Raw genomic sequence first — 26,045 nt, forward strand, 5'->3', positions numbered from 1 at the left:
TCAAAACTTATGACCTTCCCGTTCTTTGAACGGGATGCTCTATCCAACTGAGCTACCGAACCAATATTTCAAAACTTATGACCTTCCCGTTCTCTGAACGGGATGCTCTATCCAACTGAGCTACCGAACCAATATTTCAAAACTTATGACCTTCCCGTTCTCTGAACGGGATGCTCTATCCAACTGAGCTACCGAACCAATATTTCAAAACACATGGCCGCCATTAAAGCCAAAATCATCAACTAAAGGCTCTACATGACTGATTACCACCAATCTGACAGCAATCCCCGTTTTTTAGACCGGCCGCAAAGATAATTTTTTTTAGTTTGCACCCAAACTGAAATTTGGATTAATGGACGTTAAAATCAATGAATCCTGGAAACAGGAACTTAAAGCAGAATTCACCAAAACCTATTTTCTGCAAATCGTAAACTTCCTTAAAATAGAGCGGGAAACCGGCAAAACGATATATCCTCCGGGAAAACTCATATTTAACGCTTTCGATACCACCCCTTTCGACAAAGTTAAAGCAGTAATCATTGGCCAGGACCCCTATCACGGACCTGGACAAGCACACGGTCTTTGCTTTTCCGTTCAGGATGGGGTGCCACCGCCGCCCTCACTCGTAAACATCTACAAAGAGATGTATTCTGACCTCGGACTTGCGGTGCCCAGAACCGGGAATCTGACAAAATGGGCTGAACAGGGAGTGCTCATGCTTAATGCAACACTTACCGTCAGGGCAAATGAGCCTAATAGTCACGCTAAAATTGGGTGGCAGGACTTTACCAACACAGTAATCAAAAAGGTGTCAGACGATAAGAAAAATGTGGTTTTCATCTTATGGGGCAAATTTGCCCATGAGAAACAAGTCCTGATCGATGAAACTAAACATCTTGTATTGAAGGCTGCGCATCCTTCCCCGTTTTCCGCGAATAATGGGTTTTTCGGATGCAAACATTTCTCTAAGACAAATGAATATCTTATTAAAAACGGACAATATCCGATTGACTGGGCCGTCTAAATCAAATACGGGTTTTATAGTGCAAAACTCCGTTAATTCAACACAAGTATAACGCGGTCAATGTGACACCTACAAAACCTTGTTAATCTAATAAAAGATACATATGGGAATCCGGGTAATAGTTACTGGGGCGACAGGTATGGTAGGAGAAGGTGTCTTACTGGAATGCCTCGAGAATCCTGCCGTGACCAAGGTGCTGGTTATAAACAGAAAGCCTGGCAAGAGATCGCATCCTAAACTCCGGGAAATAATTCATAAGGACTTTCATAACATCGGTCCAATCAAAGACCAACTGAAAGACTACGATGCATGTTTTTTCTGCCTTGGCATATCATCTGTTGGTAAAAGTAAAGAAGATTATAAACGTATTACCTATGATCTAACAATGCACGTTGGACAGGTTTTGTCCGAGGTTAACCCAGACCTTGTATTTTGTTACATCACAGGTGCAGGTACAGACAGTACTGAGAAAGGGAGACTTGCATGGGCGCGCGTTAAAGGCGAAACGGAAAATGCTTTGCTTAGGTTGTTTAAAAAGTCCTATATGTTCCGGCCAGGATTCATGAAAATCACACCTGGTCAGCAAAACGTCAAAGGCTTTTATAAGTTTTTTGCCTGGATGTATCCAATGGGAAGAAAGCTTTTTCCCAGTGTATTTTGCACCATTCAGGAAGTTGGGCAGGCAATGATAAAGGCAGCTAAAATTGGATACCCGAAAAGAGTGCTTGAGGTAAAGGATATCGTTTCTCTTGCCAGTGCAAGTGGTAAATTCTAACATTCCCTTTCCAAGCAAAGGAGAAGATGCCACCCGATATAACCGCGACAGCCAAGTTAAATGCAGAAAAATTGTCGGGGGCATCAAGGGTGATTATCTTGATATAAAACCAGGCAGTATTGTCACGGTCTATTGTCCAGGTCTTAACCCGGAAAGCTTTTTCTGTTTCACCTCAGTTCCCGATGTTGACACTGAAAGGGCAACGACAAGTATCTCCATTATCCCAAAAATTATATGTGGCACCCATATGTAATCTGAAAATCCGAAAATCCATGGAGAAAAAGCCAGAAACAAGGAGGCTGCAAGATCGAGAACCAGGTGAACTCTCATAGAAAGAATCCTCACAACGCCGAGCTCATAGTTTGTAAGTAGACTGTACAAGATTGCTAATGTCCCTTGCGCAATAAAAACCCAGGTTTCCGCCCCACCCCTTGCAAAACCAAATAGCCACGGAGTGGCAACTAATAATGCTCCGACTATATAATCGAGGTACCCATGAACCCGCGATGAGATAAGCTTCATATGATAGTGTTTCGTTTTCGCATACCGATTTTGTGCCAGAAGAATTAATATCTCCAACTTGCGGCGTTAATGAATATTTGGAACTGATGCCTGGCGCTCGATATCAGCATCATTTAAGACAGTGATCCGATGGAAAGATTTGCCAGCATGGTGTGCGGCAACCAAACGAACAACAGTCGAAGCTGTTGCAAGGTCCTCCACAACACAGGTGTGGAGCGAATTCCAAAGGAACGACTTCATCACAATCGATTCTGTCCCACAGAATTTGTGGAGCGAATTTGACACTGCATATAATTTTTGTCGCAATCTCATCAAGACGTCAATGGCCCAAACTTTTAAGCCCCATGAGGTATAACTAAAAAAATTTTTTTGTATGAAACGACTCAGAATATGCTGCATCACGCGAGCGTGAAATCAAAAGTTGGAAAAGCGCTGTACGCATTTAGCAAAAGTAGATTTTCAGAAACTTGATCCAGTTTATATTTTAAAAAAGTACGAAGCTGTATTATTCAATTATTCCTAATAAATATTGTTTGATGATATTTTTCTATAATGGAGGACTAAAAAAAAAGTACTAAATAAACGGGGAAGCGTACGATACAAAACTGGGAGAGGTATGCTTTTTAATGAGTGTAATTTCTTAAAATCTATTCTTTTTTTCAAGAGATCAATGCAGGTTAATCGATCACATTACGCAGCAGACCTAAATTGGAGTAACACCACTACCCAAATAAAAAAAGTCGCCCTGCGTGATGTGTCCTGGCTAGCAACGAATATACCCGTAGTCCTTTAAACTATTGATACGACACCTTTTGCCACGAGATTGCGTCGGACAATTCCCTCTTGCGACCTGTCGTTTCCGGTGGCAGATATAGGATAATACAAACAAAAATAGATGGTGCCTGGCTTTGCTTTCCAAGAGCACACAATGACATCATAAGTTGTGAAACGAACGTTGAAAACGACTTCTGAAATTAATAATGAACCTGACTAAATAGTAACGAACGACCAAAGCGCAGTTCCATCTTGGAACGATACAAAGTTCTCCTGATGTATCACCATTAAAATTCGCGAAATTATTCGTTGATTACCTGAACAAGCCTCCGTTAAACCGTTAAACACCTAGATTTTGGGCGCCGTATAGCCCACGGGGCCCTGGAGTTAACCAGAAAGATATATATTTATCGAAAGGAAAATATCCAATTAGTCATTGCATTAACTCGTTATGAAATTACATATTTTGGTATCCTGGAAAAAAGCTTTAGTGAGTGCTTCGCTTGTATTTATTAACCTATTCGCTGCTGCACAGGATTCAACAACAGTGGCAACGAAAACCGATACAATGCCATACAACCCTTATAGAATGATGCAAGGTCATAGGGTAGCTCATTCGAAGTTTGGTGAATTGAATATCCGTCCGTACACCTATTTTCGATACCTGAATCAGACCGCGATTGATGAAACATACACGGATGGTTTCGGGAAAACGCAAACTGTAGATCCACGAAAAGATATTCAACTGCAAAAAGTAAGCATCTATTTCACTGGCTGGGCATTTGATCCGAAATTTAATTACTTCTTATACGTCTGGACCAGCAATGCCTCCCAGGGGCAGGGAGCTCAGGTAGTAGTAGCCGGCAACCTTACCTATAATTTTAATAAGCACTTTAGACTCACCGGGGGTATCATGTCACTACCCGGGGTTAGAAGTACGGAAGGAAATTTCCCGTTCTGGCTGTCAGTTGATAATCGTTTGATCGCTGACGAGTATATGCGACCTTCCTATACCAGTGGAATTCAGGCAAGAGGTGAGATAATACCTAAACTCACTTACCAATTTATGCTGGGAAATAATATGAGCACCCTGGGCGTTGATGCAGGACAGATTGACGCCAAGCTCAGCACCTTTGCAGGAGCGTTGGTTTACCTACCGACCACTGGCGAATATGGCATGTTTAATGGTGCTTACGGTGACTACGATCAACACGAAGACGTAGCTACCAGGGTAGGCATTCACTACACGCAAAGTGATGAAACCAGGCAGGGTCAACCGAACACTGATGTTTTTGAAAACGTTTCCCTGAGGGTTTCAGATGGTAGTTCCATTTTCCTGCCTAGTCTTTTTAACCCAGGATCTCAGCTTGATGAAGTGCGAGACCACATGTTGAGTGTTGATGTGGGGGCAAAAACCAGGGGTTTCGCGCTTGAGGGGGAGTACTACTGGAGAAAGATCAATAAGTTTAAAGTGGTCGGCAATCCCATGGCTTTAAATGAATTAAATGATAATGGTTTTCAGTTATTGGCCTCTGCAATGGTATTCCCAAAAAAACTACAGGCCTATGCGACATATTCTAAGATCTTCGGAGAATATGGTGATCCAACTGAATACCGTTTAGGTTTCAATTTTTTTCCGTTTAAAAAAACAATCTCGACACGTTTGAACGGGCAGGCAATATTCATGAATCGTAGCCCTGTTGGTGGACTGGCTTATCCTTATTCAGTGGGCGCAAATGGAGTTATATTTAATCTGGACTTAGAGCTTAACTTTTAAACACCAGACCCTGCAAAAGGGCTATACGCATCAAAACATTGATCGCGAATGGAAAACCCGTATTAGATCAATGCCGGCTTTAAACTGTCGGCTTTTCTATCTCAAAAACAGTTCACCTTTTACATAATAGGTGGTCACCACATTTACGTCAACCATCCTGGCAGCCCTTTGAGCCGAAGCCTTTGCCCTTACCTATCGATCAAGATAGTTACGTATCGAAGGCTAAAGATTAGCTCCCAGGTATATTTGCTAATTTCAAGAAGACAAGCAGAAAGAGAACATTTATATTACATGGTTTATGTTTAACGCAATAAAATTTTCAACATGGAACATCAAAGAGACATTCAGGCGCCAAGGTTTGAGGATGATGGCGCAGCTTTGCACATTTAGCTTTCTTCTGATGGTCAGTCCTGGCCCCTCACTGTCAGCCCAAACACTAAGCAACATCTCACCCCGTATGCGCGTAATCGTTGATAACGATTTCAGCGGTGACCCTGACGGCCTGTTTCAACTGGCGCATATCATGTTATCACCTTCCGTGGACGTACGTGGGATTATTGGCTCACATCTCAAAGTGGGTGATGGGTTTGACAATTCAAAAACCCAGGCCGAAAATGCTGCAAAAAAAGCAAAGGAAGTCCTTACCTACATCCGCGGTGGAAATGTAGTTCCGGTTTATGCCGGTTCAAACACCGCGATGCCAAACGACAGCACCCCGGTGAATAGCGCAGGGGTAGATTTTATAATTAAAGAAGCATCAAGAACCGATACTAAACTACCACTGTATATTCTTTGCGGAGCCGGATTAACCGAAATTGCATCCGCATTACTTAAGGATCCTTCCATCTCAGGTAAAGCAACGCTGATCTGGATCGGAGGATCGGAATATACTGACCTGGCCTACCCCCCTCCGGGATACTCCAATCCAGAATACAATCTTAATATAGATATAGCCGCGGCTAAGGTAGTATTCAATAAGTCAACGATAGGTATCTGGCAGGTACCCCGCGATGCCTATCGCCACGCACTTCTACCCTATTCCGAGTTGCTAACCAGGATCAAGCCAAACGGTAAGCTTGGCACCTATCTGGCTGGTGAATTGGAATCAATAATGCAAAGGTTAATGAATTACAAACTCAATATCGGTGAAACATATGTACTCGGTGACAGTCCGCTTGTTTTGTTGACCGCTCTTCAATCTTCATTTGAGCCTGATCCCTCTTCAAGTCAATATGTACTCAAACAATCGCCTCTCATAAATAACCAGGGAGGATATGAATTCAATCATAAAGGGAGATCCATCAGGGTTTATCACCGGCTCGATATTCAAATGATGTTTAATGATTTCTTTGCCAAGCTAACCCTGGTTGCAAATACGGACTGATCTGATGGGTAAGCAATGATGGTGTCGAACCAGGCATCCATCAAAAAAATCAGATGAACCAAAGTCGCCAGTGGCGGAATATATTGGCGAAAAGAAGGGCATATAATAACGGATAAAACACGGATGTTGACCAGTATCGGATAAGGAGGCGATATTTTTGAATATCGGATAAAAAGCCGATATGAGTGATTATCGGTCAAAAAGACGATACTATCGAAATACCCGTAATGGGCACATAAACACAAAAATTCTGATGACCGCCAATCCACCAAATTCAATCACTGGCCCGTCTCAATATCCCGCTGGAGTACGGATAATTTTTGCAGTGTTACCATTTCTTTCCTCACTCCTTTTCTGATCTGTATAAACAAGATAATGGCAATAATGATAAAGCCTATATCCATGGCAAGCATCCATCCGGTTGAAAAATACAAACTGAATTCAGGCGTCAACATATAGAAGCTAATGACGTAAAGACCGACTGTAATGATGGTAACAGGACCATGAATCTTTTGCCTGAATTGATAGAACTCCAGCGAACGCGATGTTGTTCTCAAAGCATCCTCTTCCAAACGGATCCGGGAATACTTGATAGCACTGAATAATTCAACGATGATTCGTATAATCAGACCGCCCAACATCAGGGCCACTCCCGTTCTACCCAGGGTCCCTTTAAATGGTGCGATATAAAAAAAGAAAAGACTGATACCAACCAGTACAACACTCAGCACTATGATATTACCATAATGAAAAGAAAGTACACTTTGTTTCTGTGCCTTTGCCTGGAACAATTTATCCGTTGCAGGCGCCACGCCCGCATCAATATCCTGCCGGGCGCGTTTCCATTCATTATTGAGATTATCCATATTAAACAAAGTTTTAAGAAACCAATATTTTTTGTAATTACCCCCTTAGCACAGGGTTTAAGAGGATTCATTCTTAAGTAGATATCGGTCAGGTAGACTAACACAGTTGTGAAACCGCCTGATCTCCCGAGCCCGTTAATTTGTAATCTGAGTTTTCAAAAGCTCCTTCATTTTCTTTTTTATCCGGTGAATCTTCACACGAAGGTTGAGTGAATTGATCCCGGTTATCTTAGCTATTTCATCATATCCAACCTCTTCCAGCACCAACATGATGATCAGCCTGTCTAATTCTGCAAGCTCACCGATCCCCCGGTATAGTTCCTTATGTTCATGTTTATCGGCCGATCCACCATCCGGAATCGATTCATAAATTTCTTCATCAAGCCCGTCGGTACGTTGTTTCTTATTATTCCGAATATGAAGCAGGCATGTATTAACAGTGATGCGGTAGATCCATGTTTTGTGAGCCGACTCATTTCTAAACTTTGGCAACGCTTTCCAGACATTTATAAACACCTCCTGGGCAATATCCTTAGCCAGCTGCAAGTCGCCCTTCATGAAGCCCAGACCCAATTGAAGCACCATCGCGTAATGATCACGGTGCAATGATTCGAAAACCTTTTTTAGCGCTGACTCATTCATTTAGACAGAAAATTGTTGACCTGTTGAAATAACCATTCTGGTTGATCAAACATGATGAAATGTTTACTGTTGTCAGCTATTTCTATACTCTTATTTTCCAGATTAGCATATTGTTTTTCGAAGGTTTTCCTGGTAACGGCAGGATCAGGAAACGATGCCCCGAGAATCAGTGTTTCCGCATTCACCGTCCTAAGTGCCTCGCGGAGATCAAGCTTTAACAAGTCCGTATAACCATAAACGTAAGTCTGGCGGTCCGAAGCCATCATCCAACTGACCAGGCTATCAATCTTTTCCTTTTTTGAAGTCATACCCGCCGACATCATAATCGCTGATTTCTTAAAAGCAGAATCATTCATGCCGATCATTTGCCTGTTATATGAATTATTATAGCCGATCTGTGAAGCCGGGACACCGGGCATCATCAGCTCCCGCATACATGGAATAGCATCTACCAGAATCAGCCTGCTCACATGTCCCGGTAGAGCCGCCGCAAGGTCAACAGCCAGGTTACCGCCCATGCTGTGTCCTATAACAGTAAGTTTTTTCAGGTTGTTTTGAAGTATATATGACTGCAACGCCTGTAGAAGTGCCGGATACCACGGCGTATCAATGGCTTTGATACCATTAAAGCCGGCATAACTTACAAGGTACGATTGCTTTTTACCCGCTAAACGATTTACCGTTTCTTGCCAAACTGAACCCGGACTCGTGAAACCGGGCAAAAAAAGAATCGGCTCACCACTCCCTTGCTTATCTACTGCTATTGCCCGGTTCGGCGCCGCAGTATGTAACGAAACCGACTTGTTTTGCTGAGCCAGGACATATATACTTAAAAAACTAGTGATAAAGGTGATTATTATTTTTCTCATTTTCCTGATATTTACCCTTTGATACTGCAGGTTGAAAATTGTTACAACAGGACCTGGTATTTTTTATTTTTTATTCTAACCAGCTATGGGCGTTGAAAGACCGGGTACTTTTAAATTGATATTTGGCAGGATCTGGGCAGGATGGGCAGCAATTGTTTTTATCTCGACGATGCTGATTATGCTTATACCCTTTTTCCTTTTCAGTTATTTTGCACCCGACCCGGTAAAGACAAAACGATTTATTCTGTACTCAAGAGTATGGATGGCAATCTTTCTTCCTTTGGTTGGTTGCCCGCTACGCGTAAGAGGCAAAGAAAACTTTCTGCCAGGCGAAAACTACATTGTCGTCTGTAATCACAATTCTTTCATGGACATCCCGGTTTCTTCTCCAGCCATTCCCGGGGGTAATAAAACAATTGCCAAAGTTGAGATTGCGAAGGTCCCATTGTTTGGTTACCTGTATAAAGCAGGAAGTGTGCTGGTCGATCGCAACAGCGAAACCAGCCGCAAAGAAAGCCTGACCAAGATGAAGAAAGTTCTCGAAATGGGATTACATATGTGTATATACCCTGAAGGCACCAGGAACACCACTAACCTCCCGTTAAAACCGTTTCATGACGGAGCTTTCAGGCTTGCCATGAATACCCGCAAATCCATCTTACCCGCACTCATTTTCAATACGAGGCCCACCCTTCCGACAAAACCATCCTTCTACATGATCCCCCACAAGCTCGAAATGCATTTCCTACCGGCGATTCCGCTCAGAGAGGATGACACTACAGAGTCTATCAAACAAAGAACGTTTGCAATCATGGAAGCCTACTACCGGGAAAAAAAAGACCTCGTCTGATTAAAACGAAGAAAACTGCCGGCTGCGGTTCACCTTAAGATCCCTGAGTAATCCTGATTTAGGATTAATACTGATGTTGAAGGATCTGTACAGTCCAACGGGTGTAACGTTGATGGATAACTGCCAGCAATGCATCTCGCGGGACAGGAACATGGTAAGTGCGCTGATCGATGATGATTTGAAATCATAGTAACCATTCATCCCCATCTTCCATTTTGGTGTAAGATTAAAATCACCGTTGAAATTGAAGTTTGAATTGATACGCGTTTCAAATCCCGAATAATCCGATTTGAAATCCCTGGTAAAACTCAATGAATATGACATCGTCACTGACCAGGGAATATTAAAGTCGGCAAATTCGGCCGGGTTCTGGCGGATGTACTCCATTTGGGAATACTGTTCATCCAGCGTCATCGGTGGCAGGTCCTTATTCTGAAGTTCAAGCTGCTCAAGAGCCTTTTTTTCTTTGTCCTCGTCCTTTGGTTTGGATTGGAAGGTTGTTGACACAGCAATGTTTCCATTTACGATCTGCCCCAACGAAAACTTGCCTTTTTCCCAGGCATATTCATCGATACGGTAACCCTGGGCATTTGTTTTATAGGGATCAAGGTTGGCTCCTGCCGTTATATTTATTTTTTCGAATAATGTACTTCTCAGGTATAAATTAATATTTGAAAGCTTGAAGGAGTCAGCCAGGAAGTTATATCCACCGTTGAACCCAAAACCGTCTATCAGCCGGATCTTTGTGATACCGCCTTCCGTTGTATCGTTTTTTGATCTCCGTTTTATTTCGATGTTATTGTCGATCCCGAAGCCAATTCCTCCAAACTCTCCTTCCGACAAGGGTCCGAAAATCGTCCCGTCATAATAAGAAAACCGGTAGTAATTGGTGTCTTTATCAATCTGCGTCTGATAAAAATCATTCTTTGCAAGATCAGGCTTGTACGACATGGAGAAAGTTGGCCGGATCACATGCCTGATAGCCCGTAAGGAACTTTTGGGCCCGAAACGATCAAACATTCCAAAGATGGCAGAACTGAGACCAAGGCTGAAGGACATTTCCCTCGACGCGAAAAAACTTTTGTCGATCGTAGTATCAATCTTCTTAAGGCTATCATTCCATGTTCTTGTAAACTTCCTGCTATACCAGTTCTCCCTGTAACTTATCCCTGGCGCAATCTGTAATGGCCCTAGCTGAGGCAAGGCCAGCTGAATCGGTACATTATGCTGTGCACCCCATTGCATCGTATCAAGTATACCCGACCAGCTGAATGATGAGTCAAAGAACGTTATCTGGTTGGCTATGTTTGTATTCAACCCAATACCCAGCTTCTCGTACCATTTTGGTGCACCCACAAATTCTTTTTTCTGTAAAGGATAAAAAGTATTTACCGTGAAGGCAACGGTTGGCAGATTAATATTATACCTGCCATCGATATTGTTCTGGGAGTGATTCGCAGATGCCGTCAGGTTGTAGAGGCTTCCCCATGTTTTTGAGTAAGTGATGGATGAACTTAACTGGTTGGAGTAGTTCCTTGTAGGATTATTCGCAACGAATTGGTTGAACTTACTGGAACCGGCATTCACATTGGCAGAAAAGTTTGTTCCCGGTCTCGCCCGGCTGTCGACCGTGTGGCTCCAGGTCACATTATAAGTCTTGGTAGTGTTAAATTCATTTTTGCCATCGTCGCTCAGGATGCGGCTGCTTTGCATGGCGAGGTTCATCGATCCGTTGTACCGGTACCGCTTGCGATAAGTTGGTGTAAGAAATGCCGCCCACCCACCGTAGGAATAAAGATTGGTACGCAGCGTCACATCAAAATAATCGTTTATCACCTTATAATAACCGAGGCCCTCCAGTCCAAGTCCAAATTGATCATTTACCGTAAATGTCGGTGGAAGTAACCCGGAATGCCTGCCCTGCGACATAGGAAAGTAGCCAAAAGGAAGATAGATCGGTACCGGCACCCCCTCAAACTCCGGGTGGATCGGTCCGGTTACTGCCAGTTTCTTATTCACCACCTTCATTTTTTTTGTCCTGAAATTGAAATGGGGCACGTCATAATTACAGGTGGTGATTATGCCACGGAAAGCAAACAGTTCTGTTTCTGATATTTTTTTGATCTTTTCGCCCTGCACATACATTTCGCCCTGTTGCGTAAATGTATTCTGGGTGATCCCGCGCTGCGTCTCGAAATTATATTTGATCAGATCGGCATCCATTGTACTTTCCGTCTGCTTCATCCTGGGTTTGCCGACAATGTTGCCAAGTGAATCCTTCCTGTATGTTGCCGTTACCACCTTTGTCTCCTGGTCCATTTCAATACTATCGGCACTCAGGTTCATATCCTTGTAAATGATATTACCCTTACTGTACAAAATGATCTTGTTGCTGGGTACGTCAAGCACCATGGAATCAAGGGCTGAATATTCAACGGGCGCGTCCAATGAGTCTTTGGAGAGTTTTAATCCGAAGGTATCACTCGTGTTTACGAGGCTATCCCTGCCACGGGCACTGTCGCGCCTTAACAAACTGTCCCTGTTGCCGGGCAAAGTATCCCGGCGTGGCAGGTTGGATTGTTGAATTCCATTGCGGCCAGGCAGGGTATCCCGTCTTTTTGAAGCTTCCCTGCTCACCGGAACAGTATCTTGCAGGAGCATGTGCTGCCAGTCACTGCTGTGAATCGCAGTTCCCGCAGGGCCCGTTAATGCAAAACCTGTTAAGAGGTTATAAAAACTTTCGTGTGGAATATAATGTGCCGCTGCATCATGCGTTATAGAAAGCAAACAAGCCAGGAAAACCAATAGATAGTTATATTTTAAACTATTTTTACCGCGTTTGCTCATAATACAGATAGTGGGACGAAAATAGTTATTAATGAATTAAGAATATGTGAAGATTGGCGCTGATTATCAGTTTTTTGTTGAACGCGAAAGTAAAGAATTTATTGAGGTTTTTCTGATTACAAACTAGTTTATAACTTACGGATCGGTATGATAAGAACAACATTTCAAAGGGCCCTTTTTATTGCCTTAATGCCCCTGATGCTGATTACGTCTTTTCATCTTTCCGCGCAGAAGCAAACGATAAAAACGATCATTGTAGATGCCGGACATGGCGGGGCCGCCGTGGGGGCAAAGGGATTGTTTTCGAACGAGGCTGATATAGCCCTCGCTATAGCACTGAAGCTCGGGAAGCGGATAGAGGAAGAAATGGAGGGTATTAAAGTTGTTTATACCCGTACCACAAAGGATTTGCCTGGCGGGGTTACATCCAGCAGGGTTGCCAACAGGTTAAGGGCAGAAATGGCCAATGAAGCCCGTGGTGATCTCTTTATCAGTATTCATTGTAACTCGACAAGACAAAAAGCTGGAGGATGGTATGCAAAAAGGGTGATAGGATATAAAAACAAAGTCGTCTACACTGGTAAGGGCTCAAAAAGAAAGAAGAAAACGGTCAAGGTGCCGATCACTGAGTCCTATTATGTCAAAAATACCCGGCACGGAACCGAGACCTATATCTGGGCCGCAGATCGTAGCGGAGTGAAGAGTGAATATATAAATACGGAAGACGACGGTGAGTTTGCAGGTGACAGTACAAATGCCGCCACAACTGCAGGCATGCCGGACATGAACACACCTGAGGCAAGGATACGTGCACAGTTATACGAAAAACGATATTTCAGTAAAAGTTTGCTGCTCGGAACCTATATCGAAGAGGAATTCGAAAAAGGTGGTCGTCTCAGCCAGGGTGTCAAACAAAGAAATGAAGAGCAGATCTGGGTTCTCCAGGCAACCGGTATGCCAAGTGTGCTCGTTGAAACCGGCTTCATCAGCAATAAGGAAGAAGAAGAATATCTCAATAGTGAAAAGGGCCAGGACGAAGTTGTAGAAAGCATCATTAACGCGCTCAAAAGATACCGCAACGGTAACGCCAGCCAGGCTTCAGCAACAAATTAGATTTATTAGCGACTTTTAACTGATTAAAAACACGCGTGATGTTGTATTTTGCGCCATTCACGACTGTCGTAACCAGAAAATAGTTATGCTAAATAAAATCTTTGCTTCTTTTGGACTTATCATTTCTCTGACCGCGCTTTTTTCCTTCTCGAATAAACAGATACAGAAACCGGTGATCCGCACCATCGTTGTTGATGCGGGTCATGGTGGATACGATGTCGGGGCCAGGGGATTATTTTCGACGGAAGCAGACGTTTCGCTTGCTATCGCGATGAAACTTGGTAAAAGACTGGAAACAGAATTTCCAGAGTGTAAGATCGTTTATACCCGCACCACTAATGCTTTGCCCGGCAATCTGAATGATCTCAATGCGGCCAATCACCTGCGTGCGGAAATGGCTAATGAAGCGAAAGGAGATCTCTTTATCAGTATCCACTGTAACTCGGCCGGCCTGAGGGCTGGCGGCTGGAACGCTAAAAGAACCGTTGGCTATAAAACAAAAAAAGTGGTGACGGGAAAAGGTAAAAAGAAAAAAACCAAAACGGTCAAAACTCCCATCACAGAAACTTATTATGTAAAAAATATGGTTGCCGGTACGGAGACTTTTATCTGGGCAGCCGATCGAAGCGGGATAAAGAGCGGATACATAAACATTGAGGAACCCGGTATTGCCGGGGACAGCGTCGCAGAGTCAGCATCAGATTCCAATATAATAATGCCTGACATGAATTCGCCCGAGTTCCGGATCCGTTCCCAGCTGTATGAAAAAAAGTACTTCACAAAAAGCCTGATGCTTGCAAGTTTTGTGGAAGAGGAGCTGGTAAAGGCGGGCAGGTCAAGTCGCGGTGTCAAACAACGTAATGACAAGGGAATCTGGGTACTCCAGGCTACCGGAATGCCAAGTATACTGGTCGAAACAGGGTTCATCACGAATGAAGAGGAGGAGATCCTCATTAACAGCGCACAGGGCCAGGAAGATATAGTGCAAAGCCTTGTGAATGCACTTAAAAGATATCGTGAGGCTATCACCCGGAGTTGAACCGGATGAACAGATTGCACAGATGAACATATTGCACATATGAACACATTGCACAATTAAATACAATGCACAATTAAACACATTGCACAATTAATTCTTAAAATTCAGTTGCGGACCTTCACTTCTCCCCTCAACAGCATCTTAATTATATAAATTGCAAAAAAACGGGCCTTGCTGATGCTGCAAAAATTACTGACCGGAATCATTTCTCTCCTCTTATTGACCATTGTTTTTGCCTTCAGGAAGGACCACCCGGATGAAACGCGAAACTTTGCCATTAAAACAATTATCGTGGATGCCGGGCATGGTGGATCAGACGTCGGTGCCCGCGGCGCATACTCCTTTGAGAAAGACATCTGTCTTGGTGTTGCCCTTAAGCTTGGAAAATTACTCGAAGAAGAATTTAAGGATGTCAAGATGTTATACACACGCACCACTGACGTATATCCGGCAATCAAAGAAAGAGCTGATTTTGCAAATGCAAACAAAGGTGATCTCTTCATTTCCATCCATGTGAACGCCGGCCCGCCTGTGCGGCATTCAAAGTTTGCCGGTTACCGGAAGGAAACCTATTATACCGGTAAAGGGAAATCCAGGAAAAAAAGAACACGGACCGTCCCCAAATACACTACTTACTATACCCCGAACCTGTCGAGAGGAACAGAAACCTATATATGGGCGGCTGACCGGACCTCAGCAAAAGGTGACTATGTGTCTGAACGACTGTCTGAAGTTGTGGACGAGGGCGCCGAGTACACTCCTGACCTGAATGATCCCACGTTCAAGGCTCAATCGCTGTTATGGACGAAAAAGTACTTCACTAAAAGCCTTTTGCTGGCTAACCTGGTAGAAGAAGAATTTGTGAAGGAAGGCAGGGAAAGCCGCGGCGTTAAGCAGCGAAACGAGAAAGGTATATGGGTGCTCCAGGCAACAGCGATGCCCAGCATACTTGTGGAAACAGGTTTTATTACCCATAAACCGGATGAAGACTATCTCAACAGCAAAAACGGACAGGAAGCCATAGCCGAAAATGTACTCAATGCCATCAAGAGGTACCGGGAGGCAACAGAAGGCAAATAGTATTGAGGGACAAGCACTTCATTCGAACTTTTATTGGAGATATGCGTTTTTATCCAGAATTTTAAGGGTTGATCCGAGGGCATACCCTACCGGTTTACAATAAAAAATGTCGAATGAAAATATCTAATGAGACGAAAGTTGGAGCACTCACAGCTGTTGCGATCACTGTCCTTATCCTCGGCTTCAACTTTCTGAAAGGTCGGAATATCACTGAACGGAATGATGAGTTATTTGCTGTTTTTAAATCGGTGAAAGGTGTGGGCCCGGCTAACCCCGTTCTGATAAACGGTCTCCAGGTTGGCAAGGTTTCGGCTCTGAAAGAAAAAGACAAAAACCTGAGTGGAATCATCGTCACTATGAGTCTCTCCAAAGATGTAAATATCCCTGACAACTCTATCGCTACCATAAACAGTGATCTGCTTGGGACCACCTCACTTGAAATAATCTTAGGTAACAGTCCAAACTTTATCCAGTCCGGCGGAACGCTGCAAACTACAACAAACCCTGGTCTGCTGGGTGAAGTTAAGGGCGCATTAAGTCCGGCAATAGACAATCTGAATAAAACACTTGCATCGCTTGATGTATTTATACAGAAACTTAACACTATCGTGGATCCCAATACCAAAAATAATATCCAGGGGATCATTGCGAATCTTACTACCACTTCGAAATCACTTGAAAATCTCTTGAATAACCAAACGGGAGCGCTGGCCAAAACACTGAGTAATTTTGAAAATTTCAGTAGCAACCTTGCGAAAAATAACGGCAAGATCGACTCAACATTGACTAATCTTGAGAAGACGACCAACATGTTGTCAAATGCCAATATTGACCAGGCGGTAATGCAGCTAAAAAATACACTCGCGAAGCTGGATAACACGATCTCGAAAATTGACAGCAAAGATGGCACATTGGGCATGCTGTTAAATGATCGCAAATTGTACGACGAGCTCCACCAGACGAGCCGCAGTTTGACTACCTTGCTCGACGACTTCCGCACACATCCCAAACGTTATGTAAACATTTCCGTGTTTGGAAAAAAAGAGAAAGGTGGTGCTTTGAAATCACCTTTACATGATTCTACTTCGGTGCGGTGAAAGCAGCAAGATGAAAAATATTTTACTTCTACTCGGCTCCCTTTTCTTATTCGTGAGCCACAGTCTTTCACAGGTCAACAGTGGCCCGCCGGCAACAGGTGAGTCAAAACCAGTTGAGATCATCTATGCAGAGAAATTAAGAACTGAAAAACTCGACTCAGTAAAAGAAGTTCAGACGGGGTCAGGCAAGGTTCAGGCAAAACAAGGGAACACACTTTTTGAATGCGACAGTTTTTATTATGATAAAAGCACAAAGGTTTTTGAAGCTTTTGGAAATGTCCATATCAACGACAACGACAGCATAAACATATATTCAAACTACCTGCTTTATCACGTTGATACCCGTATTGCGAATCTGAAAAAAAATGTACGGCTGACCGATGGCAAAAGCACATTGACCACACAACAGCTGGACTACGATCTGAATCAGAAGATCGGGAACTATTATGCCGGTGGCAAAGTTGCCAACGACAAGTCCGTCCTTACTTCCACCGAAGCCACCTATTTTGCAGACACCAAGGATGTTTATTTCAAAAAAAATGTTGTACTGATTGATCCGCAGTATAAGCTCAAAGCCGACTCGTTATTATATAACAGCGAAACACAGCTGACAACCTTTATCACGAAAACATATATCGAAGACTCGGCAAGAAACATCGTTACCAGCAGTGGTTATTATGATCTCAAAAACAAAAAGGCCTTTTTTGGTAAACGACCTGTTATTAATGATGGAGCTTCCCAGATCATTGCTGATAATATAGATACTAATGATAGTACAGGCTTTAGCCTGCTTACCGGCAATGTGTTTTATAAAGACACTGCACAGGGTTATGCTATGCGCGGTGAGTATATGAATGTGAACAATAAGGAAGGTAGCCTGCTGGCTACAAAAAATGCAGTACTTATTATAAAACAGGACAACGACTCGCTTTTTGTTACTGCCGATACTTTATATTCCGGAAAGCTCAGTTCTTTGCTCTTGCCTGCAGCTACTCCCGATCCGGCAATAACTGATACAGCGATGTCTGTGCGGAATGACTCCGCACGCAGGGCCGATACATCACGGCTTAAGAACATATCGAAGAATGAGGCATCTGTCAATGACTCAACCATGCAGAACCGTTCTACGGCAGTCCAGAAAGCCAATGCCGCCACGCCCCCTATTGCCAGGCCGGACAGCAGTTCCAATAACACATCTAAAATTAATCCACGAACGAAGGCAAAACCAGGTACTGCAAACAAACCGGTTACCGCAAAAAAAACAGTAGCTCCCAATAAAGACAGCAGTTCAGTAATCAAAGACGTTACGGTCGTGGACACCAAATCAAAAAATGATTCTGCTGATCGTTATTTCCAGGCATATCATCGCGTAAGAATATTTTCTGATTCCCTGCAGGCGGTGGCTGATAGCCTATGGTATTCCGGTAAGGATTCCATATTCAGACTGTTTAAGGACCCGGTGATGTGGGCCTCCAATAGCCAGGTAAGCGGAGATACGATTTTCATTTATACGAGGAATAAAAAAGCTGACAAGATCTTTGTTTTTGAGAATGCGATAGCGGTTAATAATTCCGGCGTCAATATGTTTAACCAGTTGAAGGGAATCAGGATGACAGCTTACTTCAATGAAGGCACGATAGATTATATGCGTGCGAAGGGTAATGCTGAAAGTATATATTATGCAAAGGACCGCGAAGATTATCTCGTTGGCATCAACCGGGTTGCTGGTGATATGATTGATCTTCGTTTCCTGAATAAAGAGTTGAACCGGGTTGTTGTTATCAATGAAGTAAAAGGTACGATGTACCCGGTCACCCAGATGCCGGAAAGCGAAAAACGTTTGCGGAACTTCAAATGGCAGGAAGATCGCAGACCGAAAACAAAATTTGAATTGTTCGAACCGCCAAAAGCGCTTCCCGCCCCTCCTCCTGCCACCGCAAGCCGCCCCGATTTCTAAGAACTTTAACACGTGGTTCATGTATGTCCATTAAACCTTTTCGTTTATTTGGTTCATAGCTTAAATACATACTAATATGAAAAATTTGCTGGTAACATCCATGATGATCATAGCTGTTCTTTCATGCGGTCAGTTAATGGCGCAGGATCCTGAACCCGATCCTGCCTTCTATAAAATAGAGGAGCCTGTGCGTGACTACCGCATGGCGATTGGTATCAGGTTAAGCAATTCCATTCCCACGCTTAATAATTCGATTACCGGAAAATATTTCATTACCGATCGCAGTGCTATAGAAGGTATGATATCGTTTGGAAGCAAATTTGGGATCGGGGGTCTTCTTGAAGTGTACCAGCCACTCAGCGCAAAAGGCCTTAGCTGGTTTTATGGCGCGGGCGCATACGTAGGTTTCGAAAGCGATTCAGATAAAAATGGTGAAGGTGGTGGACGCACCTTTGCAGGACCAACCGGTATAATAGGACTGGATTATAAATTTTCCAATGCGCCAATCAATTTATCGCTGGACTGGAAACCCGAGCTCGACATCATCCCTGCAATAAATTTTGTTCCTGATGCATTTGCTTTATCGGTCCGTTTTGCATTCGGCAAGTAATAGCAATTGCCCGTAGAATATACAACTCCCGTACGCGAACTATTTGATATGGCTGAAATGCCTGACTACAAGCACCTTGCTTCTATGACAAATATCAGCATATGACTCCATATGCCTGTCAAGGCAAATGGCTTTTTATCAAACATATCTAATGCTTCATATGAACAAACGTTTTCAAAAGGCTAACCAAAAGTTGGCCTTTTTTCTGCAGGTATCCGCAACCGTATGAAGTTTCTCCCGAGACCTCTTGACAAGTTCCGACCACACCCAAAATAATTATTTTCGCATGTTTGCGGTTTTATGCAGGAATTTCTTTTATTTTGAGAGAGTAACCCGCTAACGTAATGCTCAAGAAAGAACGTCAGGCGTTTATATTACGCCAAATTGATTTGCACAACAGCGTCCTTTCATCGGGCTTGTGTCAACAGATAAATGTGTCTGAAGATACGATACGGCGGGACCTGCAGGAGCTGGCCGATGAAGGCAAACTGATAAAAGTTCATGGTGGGGCATTATCACATTCCTTCAACCAGTTCCACTATCCTTCGAACAACGTTTATGCTTCCAGCGAGAAAAAAATCATAGCTCAAAAAGCAATCCGGCTTATCCAGGATGGTATGTTTGTTTTAACTACAGGGGGAACGACACTCATCGAGATGGCGCGCTGTCTTCCTTCCCAGCTTAAAGCAACATTCATCACCGGAAGTATTCCGATAATCCAGGAATACATGGCCCACCCCAACATTGATGTCATAGTAATAGGCGATAAAGTTTCTAAGAATGCTAAAATAACGACCGGTGGTGAAGCGCTGGCAAAGATCAGGCACATACGGGCTGACCTGTGTTTTTTGGGTGTTAACGCAATCAATGTAAAGGATGGTATCACTGACAATGACTGGGATGTTGTACAGTTGAAAAAAGCAATGATAGAATCATCCCAAAAGGTAGTTTGTGTAACCATTGCAGAGAAGCTTAACTCACTCCAGCCAATCCATGTTTCACCGCTGACCCAGATCCAGACTCTTATTACCGAGTTAAGTCCGGATGATCCGATGCTTGAGCCATATGTGACAGCAGGGATCCAGGTTTTGTAGAAGTGGGTTCATTACCTAATGCAGGAATATCGTTTTTGTAATACAGGAATATTCATTTGAAAAACCAATGCTTTGATCATGCCTGAATTTCCAGGCAGGCCAATGCCCGTATACAGTTGAGGTTTATTTTTTGTCACATCAGATAGATCACCCAGATTAAAAACATGCTATGAGAAGTTTACTACGCATGCTGTTATTGCCGTTATTGTTATGCCTCCAGGTAACGGCTTCAGCCCAGGTTCAAACACTTTCCGGTACCGTTGTTTCTACAAGAGATGGAAGCCCGCTGGAAGGAGCAACAGTTCAGATCAAAGGAAGCACTTTGGGTACGCCAACGGATTCAAAAGGCAACTTTAGCCTGAATGCCTCAAAGGGTGCAGTACTGGTAGTCAGCTACCTTGGATACACTACCAAAGAATATACAGTTGGCGATAAGATTAGCGGAGTCACCATCGGGCTCGCGCCGGCTGAGAACGCCCTTGAAGAAGTTGTTGTTGCGCTTGACCTTAAACGTAAGCCCAGGGAACTTGGTTATTCAACTCAAAAAGTGTTAGGGTCAGAACTGCAGGAAACCCAGCGTGAGAACTTCATCAATGGATTGCAGGGCAGAGTGGCCGGTTTAACGATAAGCCCGACAGGCGGCACTGCAGGTGCATCCTCAAGCGTCGTTTTACGGGGATTCAACTCCTTGTCTCTAAGTAATGAACCATTGTTCGTGATCGATGGGATCATCATGGATAACTCCACCGTAAACGAGACTTCGGGTGGTGGTGCCGGGCTTGGTCTTGCTTCTGACAGGGCGAACAGGAATAATGATTACACCAACAGGATCTCCGATCTTAATCCAAATGATATTGAATCAATCACAGTTCTGAAAGGACCTGAGGCAACGGCATTGTATGGTAGCCAGGCAAGCTCCGGTGCTATTCTTGTTACTACTAAAAAGGCAAAATCAAACAAACTGGCAGTTCAGTATGATAATGCTTTCAGGGTACAGCAAATCACCCGGTATCCCGAAGTATTCGAAGGTTATCAGAATGGAGAGAATGGCGCCAATGCTAATGTTTTCCGTTATTTCGGTGAACCATATCCTGCAGGGACAAACCTGATCGACAACAAAAAGAACTTCTTCAAAACCGGTTTTGCACAGACCCACAACCTGGGTGCAGACTTTGGTTTCAATAAATCAGTTTTCCGCGTTTCAGGTTCCTATTTTAACCAGGAAGGAGTTGTGCCAAACAACAATTTCAAAAGAATAAACCTGAGGATAGCGAATACCACGAAGATTGGCAAATACATTGAGATCACGCCTTCCCTCGCCTATGTAAGGAGCGAAAACGATAAGGTTCTTCGTAGCGCCGGTGGTTATATGCTGGGTTTATTTGCTTATCCGAACACCTATGACATCAGGAGATACCAGGATGATGCGGGCAACAAAATTCCGGTTTTTGCTTCTAATAATCCAAATGCAGAATTGGACAACCCTTTATTCAACGTGAATGCCAACCCGAGCCGTGACGAAACCGACCGTTACACAGCGAGCCTCGGAATCAACATCACCCCTACTGACTGGTTGACCCTCACCGGAAGATTCGGTTATGACACCTATAAAACCGAAGGTTACACACTTTATCATCCGAAGTCCTTTTATATCACCCAGGCATTAAATGGCGAACAGGATAATTACTGGAGGGAGTATAAGGGTTACAATCATACCATCACGGCAACAGCAAAAAAAGATTTCGGGAAATGGAGTACCAGGCTGATGGTCGGTACCATGTGGCAGGATTATAATACACAGATGTTTGCAATAGTTGGAAATAATCTGAAAGACCCTACTAAGTTTGACAGTTCCAACACCGCTCCAAACACACGCCGCAGACTGCTACAAAACAATCTGGGAAACTGGAATGAGTCGGTCACCCGGCAGATGGCGGGTTTTGGCGAGGTGAGTGTCGGCTATAATAACGTCATATTCTTCAACTACTCTCATCGATTCGAAGCAGCCTCTACCCTGCCCAAAATAAACAGGAATTATAATTATCCGGGAGCCAGCCTGAGTGTGATCATCTCAGACATATTCCCGGAACTCAAACGAGGTTCAACACTGAATTACTGGAAAATCCGTACTTCCGCTGCCAGTACTGCCAGGTTAAACTCGCCATACTCCACACAATCCGTATTTGTCGACAACTTTGCGAGCGGTGGCGGTTTTTCATACGGATTCGTAAACAACAACCCGAATCTTGAGCCTGAAAAACAACAGACCTTTGAAGTTGGCACAGAGCTGAAGCTATTTAATAACATACTCAATTTCGATGCGACGTATTACAACACTTTGAACAAGGGCCAGATTGTTGAAGGATTTCGCCTCAGCTATGCAACCGGATTTGTGTTGAATACGCAAAATGCCGGCAGTACCAGGAACCAGGGATTCGAAGTATCTGCTGATGCAAACGTCATCAACCAGGCCGACTTCGGATGGAACGTGCGGGTGAACTTCAATAAGATGTGGAACGAAGTGGTACAGTTACCAGCTAACGTTGCCGAATATTATCTTGGAGATACCTGGTTATATGGAAACGCGCGTGGCGGTATTACACTTAACGGAACCACTACATCCATTACATCGTACGGTTATCTGAGAAACACTGCCGGTGACATACTTATTAATCCTTTGAACGGATTACCGGCTATTGATGCAGTGTTCAAAGTAAGAGGTGACAGAAATCCTGATTTTACCATTGGAACAACGAATACATTCAGGTATAAAAACTGGAGACTGAGTTTCCTGTGGGACCTGAAAGTTGGCGGGGATGTATTTAATGCCAATCAAATGTATCTGACAGGTATTGGCAAAAGCAATCTGACTATTGACAGGTACACTCCCAGGGTGATCGAAGGTGTGTTGAATGATGGAAAACAAAACAGTGCGAATCCAACAAGGAATACCATTACCGTGATACCAGCCTACCTGGATGCATATTATGGTGCTAACGGTATGCCGGAAGAAGCCTTTATTGAGAAAGATGTAAACTGGTTAAGGTTAAGAGATCTTACACTTAACTACCAGTTCTCTCCAAATGTTGTTAAAAAAATCAGGGGAGTTAAGAGCCTTGGGGCTTTCATCACTGGAAATGATCTTATTCTTATCACCAACTATACCGGGGGAGATCCTGCATCAAATGGTAACACAGCTGCCGGCCGCGGGGTTGGAGCATGGGGCTTTGATTATGGAACATTGCCAACTCCAATCAGTATCAATATCGGCATCAGAGCCAGTTTCTAATTATTAAACATTACAGGCATGAGAAACATAAAGAATATAGCAGGGTGCATACTTGCCCTCGGAGTAATATCAATCAGCTCCTGCGCTAAGAAAATCGATGAGGCATTTCTTAATCCGAATGCCGGTGTTAAAAAACCGATCGAAACTTTGCTTCCAGGTATTATAGGAAATATGGTAGGCAGTTCGGCCGCTGCGGGGTCAGCTTATGGTACCGCCAATGACGGGATTTATATCGGCAGATATGTGCAATACTGGGCAACCAACATTACCGGTAATCAATATGATCAAATGGGTGGTGCAACCGGCGCAAGTGATATCCTGGGCTCAGTATGGGCCATGCATTACTTCGGAATGGGGCAAAATCTTAACCGTATCATTGAGTGGGGAACCGAGGAAAAGAAATGGGACTATGTAGGTGTGGCACATGCTATCAAGGCATGGAGCTGGCTGACACTGACCAACGTTTATGGCGAGGTAATTCTGACTGAAGCTTTTAATACAAGCCAGTTGACGTTCAAATACAATGATCAGAAAGATGTGTATGACACCGTAAGGTCCGTGTGCCGCACCGCGCTCAGTTTCCTTAACCAGACCGGAGACGGAGTGAATCAGCAGAACCTTGCCAAGGGGGATGCTTATTTTTATAACGGAGATGTAAATAAATGGAAAAAATTTGTCTACTCGGTTATGGCGAGGTCGTTCAACCAGTTGTCAAATAAAACCACTTATAATGCTGACTCTGTACTTTTCTATTGTAACCTTGCCATAAATGTAAATGCAGACAATGCCTATGCGAGGTTTGCCAATACCGGTATAACAGGAACAGCTAATTATTATGGTCCGTTTCGTGGTAATGTTGGCGCTTTGAGACAGGCTCAATACCCGGTAAATTTAATGACCGGGTTAAATCCAAGATTCCCTGGGGTATTTGACCCAAGGACCCCTTATCTACTTCGTCTGAATACAAATGGAACATATAGGGGGATCGCTCCTAATAAAGGCAATAGTGGTCTCGCTGCGGCTGACAGACCTGAAAACTTCTGGGGGCAGGGCTACGATACCGTCACCTCACCAACCTCCGATGCCAGGGCCAGGTATCTTTTCAGGAATGCAGCACATTTTCCAATCATTACCGCTTCAGAGATTCAGTTCATAAAATCGGAAGCTCATTATCGTAAAGGTGAAAAACCACAGGCTGTTACTGCTTATCAAAATGGTATCAGTCTTGCATTCGATATGCTTACGACAGACTTCAATACCAATGTGCCTCAGGCACTTTTGATCACTCCGGCTTCAAAAGCCAGTTATCTCGCAAACCCGGTAGTTGTCCCATCAGCAGCAAATCTGAAACTATCTCACATTATGCTGCAGAAATACATTGCACTTTACGGTTATGGTTCAATCGAAACCTGGAATGATATCAGGAGGTTTCATTATACTGACCAGGAAGGAGCCGAACAGGTGTATACTGATTTTACACCTCCTGCAGGCACGGATCTCTTCATCAACAATAACAACAAACTTGTTTACAGGGCACGACCAAGATATAACTCTGAATACCTGTACAACATTTCTGAACTGGACAGGCTTGGTGGTCTTGCACTTGACTATCATACCAAAGAACAATGGTTTACTCAAAAATAATGTTGTCATCAGTAAAATTTGTTTGAAATGAATTCATCAAAATCATTGTCCATAGCCTGCATAGTAGCGGCATCACTTATAGCAGCGGTTTCCTGCAAAAAAGAATTTGATAAGATGGTTGTTGAGAACACAGCCCTGCAGGATAAAGCATTTGTAAAAGTTTTTAACGGCACGATAAGTTCCCAACGTACCTATATGTATGTGGACAATGTTCCTGTTACGGGGTCATTGCTCGCATATGGCGGATTTTTCCCTTCTACTACCTATGCTTCCGCCTTGGTGCCAGGTAATCGTAACATCCTGATCAAAGACACCCTTGCAACTTCCACGCAACCTGCTATCACTTTTACTGCTAACCTGGTGGCAGGTAAAAACTATTCAATTTTTACCTACGATACAGTAAACGCAATAAAGTCTGTGCTGACCGAAGATGAAATTGTGAAGCCGACCGATACAACTTCCCGGTTGAGATTTATCAACCTGATATTTTCCAAATCTACCTTACCAAATGTCGATTTGTATTCTGTGGCGACCGGAAAAAATGTCTTTACAAATGTTGCACTTGCCAAGATCACAAACTTTGTTCCCTATGCTTCCAAACGTACCGATACACTGTATGTACGTGCTACAGGAACTACAACGAATCTTACTCCCCTGTTTACGGTTAATCCGACAATAAACAGGAGCTATACGATCATCTATCGTGGCCGGTATGAGACAACAACCGGCACAGTGATGCCAAGAGGACTGACCCTGATGAGTAATTACTGATCCCTAAGAGGATTGACCCTG

21 protein-coding genes are annotated in these 26,045 nt (G+C 43.6%); 15 read left to right on the forward strand and 6 right to left on the reverse strand.

From position 1 onward, the window contains the following. Window positions 1-352 precede the first annotated feature (352 nt). Both ung and ACX0G7_RS21710 read left to right on the forward strand, forming a co-directional pair. Window positions 353-1,024 carry a uracil-DNA glycosylase gene (gene ung / locus ACX0G7_RS21705; RefSeq protein WP_458925624.1) on the forward strand — a complete coding sequence of 224 codons (672 nt, stop codon included), beginning with the start codon at window positions 353-355 and terminating at the stop codon, window positions 1,022-1,024. A 103-nt stretch (window positions 1,025-1,127) separates the two neighbouring features. Continuing rightward, on the forward strand, window positions 1,128-1,799 hold the full coding sequence (locus ACX0G7_RS21710) for an NAD-dependent epimerase/dehydratase family protein (protein ID WP_458925625.1): 672 nt from the start codon (window positions 1,128-1,130) through the stop codon (window positions 1,797-1,799). Window positions 1,800-1,928: 129 nt separating this feature from the next. Here the strand turns inward: ACX0G7_RS21710 and ACX0G7_RS21715 are convergent, their stop codons facing one another. Next, window positions 1,929-2,321 carry an SPW repeat domain-containing protein gene (locus ACX0G7_RS21715; protein ID WP_458925626.1) on the reverse strand — a complete coding sequence of 131 codons (393 nt, stop codon included), beginning with the start codon at window positions 2,319-2,321 and terminating at the stop codon, window positions 1,929-1,931. Between the two features lie 66 nt (window positions 2,322-2,387). Then, window positions 2,388-2,561: a hypothetical protein gene (locus tag ACX0G7_RS21720; protein WP_458925627.1), complete on the reverse strand. Its 174-nt coding sequence runs from the start codon at window positions 2,559-2,561 to the stop codon at window positions 2,388-2,390. A gap of 985 nt (window positions 2,562-3,546) precedes the next feature. On the opposite strand from ACX0G7_RS21720, the gene ACX0G7_RS21725 reads away from it, so the two are divergent. Together ACX0G7_RS21725 and ACX0G7_RS21730 are read left to right on the forward strand one after the other, a co-directional pair. Further along, window positions 3,547-4,872, forward strand: a complete 1,326-nt coding sequence (locus ACX0G7_RS21725; RefSeq protein ID WP_458925628.1) for a hypothetical protein — start codon at window positions 3,547-3,549, stop codon at window positions 4,870-4,872. Between the two features lie 457 nt (window positions 4,873-5,329). Further along, window positions 5,330-6,256: a nucleoside hydrolase gene (locus ACX0G7_RS21730; RefSeq protein ID WP_458925629.1), complete on the forward strand. Its 927-nt coding sequence runs from the start codon at window positions 5,330-5,332 to the stop codon at window positions 6,254-6,256. A gap of 278 nt (window positions 6,257-6,534) precedes the next feature. Here ACX0G7_RS21730 and ACX0G7_RS21735 read toward each other — a convergent pair whose 3' ends face one another. The 3 genes from ACX0G7_RS21735 to ACX0G7_RS21745 all read right to left on the reverse strand — a co-directional run bounded on the left by ACX0G7_RS21735 (window position 6,535) and on the right by ACX0G7_RS21745 (window position 8,633). Next, window positions 6,535-7,122, reverse strand: coding sequence for a hypothetical protein (locus ACX0G7_RS21735; protein WP_458925630.1), 588 nt, complete (start codon window positions 7,120-7,122; stop codon window positions 6,535-6,537). 135 nt (window positions 7,123-7,257) lie between these two features. After that, window positions 7,258-7,764, reverse strand: a complete 507-nt coding sequence (locus ACX0G7_RS21740; RefSeq protein ID WP_458925631.1) for an RNA polymerase sigma factor — start codon at window positions 7,762-7,764, stop codon at window positions 7,258-7,260. Beyond that, window positions 7,761-8,633, reverse strand: coding sequence for an alpha/beta fold hydrolase (locus ACX0G7_RS21745; protein ID WP_458925632.1), 873 nt, complete (start codon window positions 8,631-8,633; stop codon window positions 7,761-7,763). The genes ACX0G7_RS21740 and ACX0G7_RS21745 overlap by 4 nt, the downstream gene beginning before the upstream one ends. A gap of 85 nt (window positions 8,634-8,718) precedes the next feature. On the opposite strand from ACX0G7_RS21745, the gene ACX0G7_RS21750 reads away from it, so the two are divergent. Beyond that, entirely contained in the window at window positions 8,719-9,483 is a 765-nt protein-coding gene (locus ACX0G7_RS21750) for a lysophospholipid acyltransferase family protein (protein ID WP_458925633.1), read from the forward strand. Here ACX0G7_RS21750 and ACX0G7_RS21755 read toward each other — a convergent pair whose 3' ends face one another. Beyond that, the gene (locus ACX0G7_RS21755; RefSeq protein ID WP_458925634.1) at window positions 9,484-12,330 is read right to left on the reverse strand and encodes a putative LPS assembly protein LptD; all 2,847 of its coding nucleotides are present in this window, start codon (window positions 12,328-12,330) and stop codon (window positions 9,484-9,486) included. It abuts the gene before it with no gap. 147 nt (window positions 12,331-12,477) lie between these two features. Between ACX0G7_RS21755 and ACX0G7_RS21760 the strand changes: the two genes are divergently transcribed. The 10 genes from ACX0G7_RS21760 (at window position 12,478) to ACX0G7_RS21805 (ending at window position 26,024) form a co-directional block, all read left to right on the forward strand. Next, a complete protein-coding gene (locus ACX0G7_RS21760; protein ID WP_458925635.1) occupies window positions 12,478-13,443 on the forward strand; it encodes an N-acetylmuramoyl-L-alanine amidase family protein in 966 nt (321 codons plus the stop codon). 85 nt (window positions 13,444-13,528) lie between these two features. Beyond that, a complete protein-coding gene (locus ACX0G7_RS21765; protein ID WP_458925636.1) occupies window positions 13,529-14,482 on the forward strand; it encodes an N-acetylmuramoyl-L-alanine amidase family protein in 954 nt (317 codons plus the stop codon). A 177-nt stretch (window positions 14,483-14,659) separates the two neighbouring features. Further along, window positions 14,660-15,562, forward strand: a complete 903-nt coding sequence (locus ACX0G7_RS21770; RefSeq protein ID WP_458925637.1) for an N-acetylmuramoyl-L-alanine amidase family protein — start codon at window positions 14,660-14,662, stop codon at window positions 15,560-15,562. Between the two features lie 113 nt (window positions 15,563-15,675). Further along, a complete protein-coding gene (locus ACX0G7_RS21775) occupies window positions 15,676-16,659 on the forward strand; it encodes an MlaD family protein (protein WP_458925638.1) in 984 nt (327 codons plus the stop codon). Window positions 16,660-16,669: 10 nt separating this feature from the next. After that, window positions 16,670-18,616, forward strand: a complete 1,947-nt coding sequence (locus tag ACX0G7_RS21780) for an OstA-like protein (protein WP_458925639.1) — start codon at window positions 16,670-16,672, stop codon at window positions 18,614-18,616. Between the two features lie 76 nt (window positions 18,617-18,692). After that, complete coding sequence (locus tag ACX0G7_RS21785; RefSeq protein ID WP_458925640.1) at window positions 18,693-19,226, forward strand: hypothetical protein; 534 nt, start codon at window positions 18,693-18,695, stop codon at window positions 19,224-19,226. A gap of 344 nt (window positions 19,227-19,570) precedes the next feature. Then, entirely contained in the window at window positions 19,571-20,320 is a 750-nt protein-coding gene (locus ACX0G7_RS21790) for a DeoR/GlpR family DNA-binding transcription regulator (RefSeq protein ID WP_458925641.1), read from the forward strand. Between the two features lie 169 nt (window positions 20,321-20,489). Beyond that, the gene (locus tag ACX0G7_RS21795) at window positions 20,490-23,609 is read left to right on the forward strand and encodes a SusC/RagA family TonB-linked outer membrane protein (RefSeq protein WP_458925642.1); all 3,120 of its coding nucleotides are present in this window, start codon (window positions 20,490-20,492) and stop codon (window positions 23,607-23,609) included. 18 nt (window positions 23,610-23,627) lie between these two features. After that, window positions 23,628-25,253: a SusD/RagB family nutrient-binding outer membrane lipoprotein gene (locus tag ACX0G7_RS21800; RefSeq protein ID WP_458925643.1), complete on the forward strand. Its 1,626-nt coding sequence runs from the start codon at window positions 23,628-23,630 to the stop codon at window positions 25,251-25,253. Between the two features lie 27 nt (window positions 25,254-25,280). Further along, window positions 25,281-26,024, forward strand: a complete 744-nt coding sequence (locus ACX0G7_RS21805; RefSeq protein ID WP_458925644.1) for a DUF4397 domain-containing protein — start codon at window positions 25,281-25,283, stop codon at window positions 26,022-26,024. Window positions 26,025-26,045: the final 21 nt, after the last annotated feature.

The sequence above is a fragment of the Flavitalea antarctica genome (assembly GCF_054461535.1).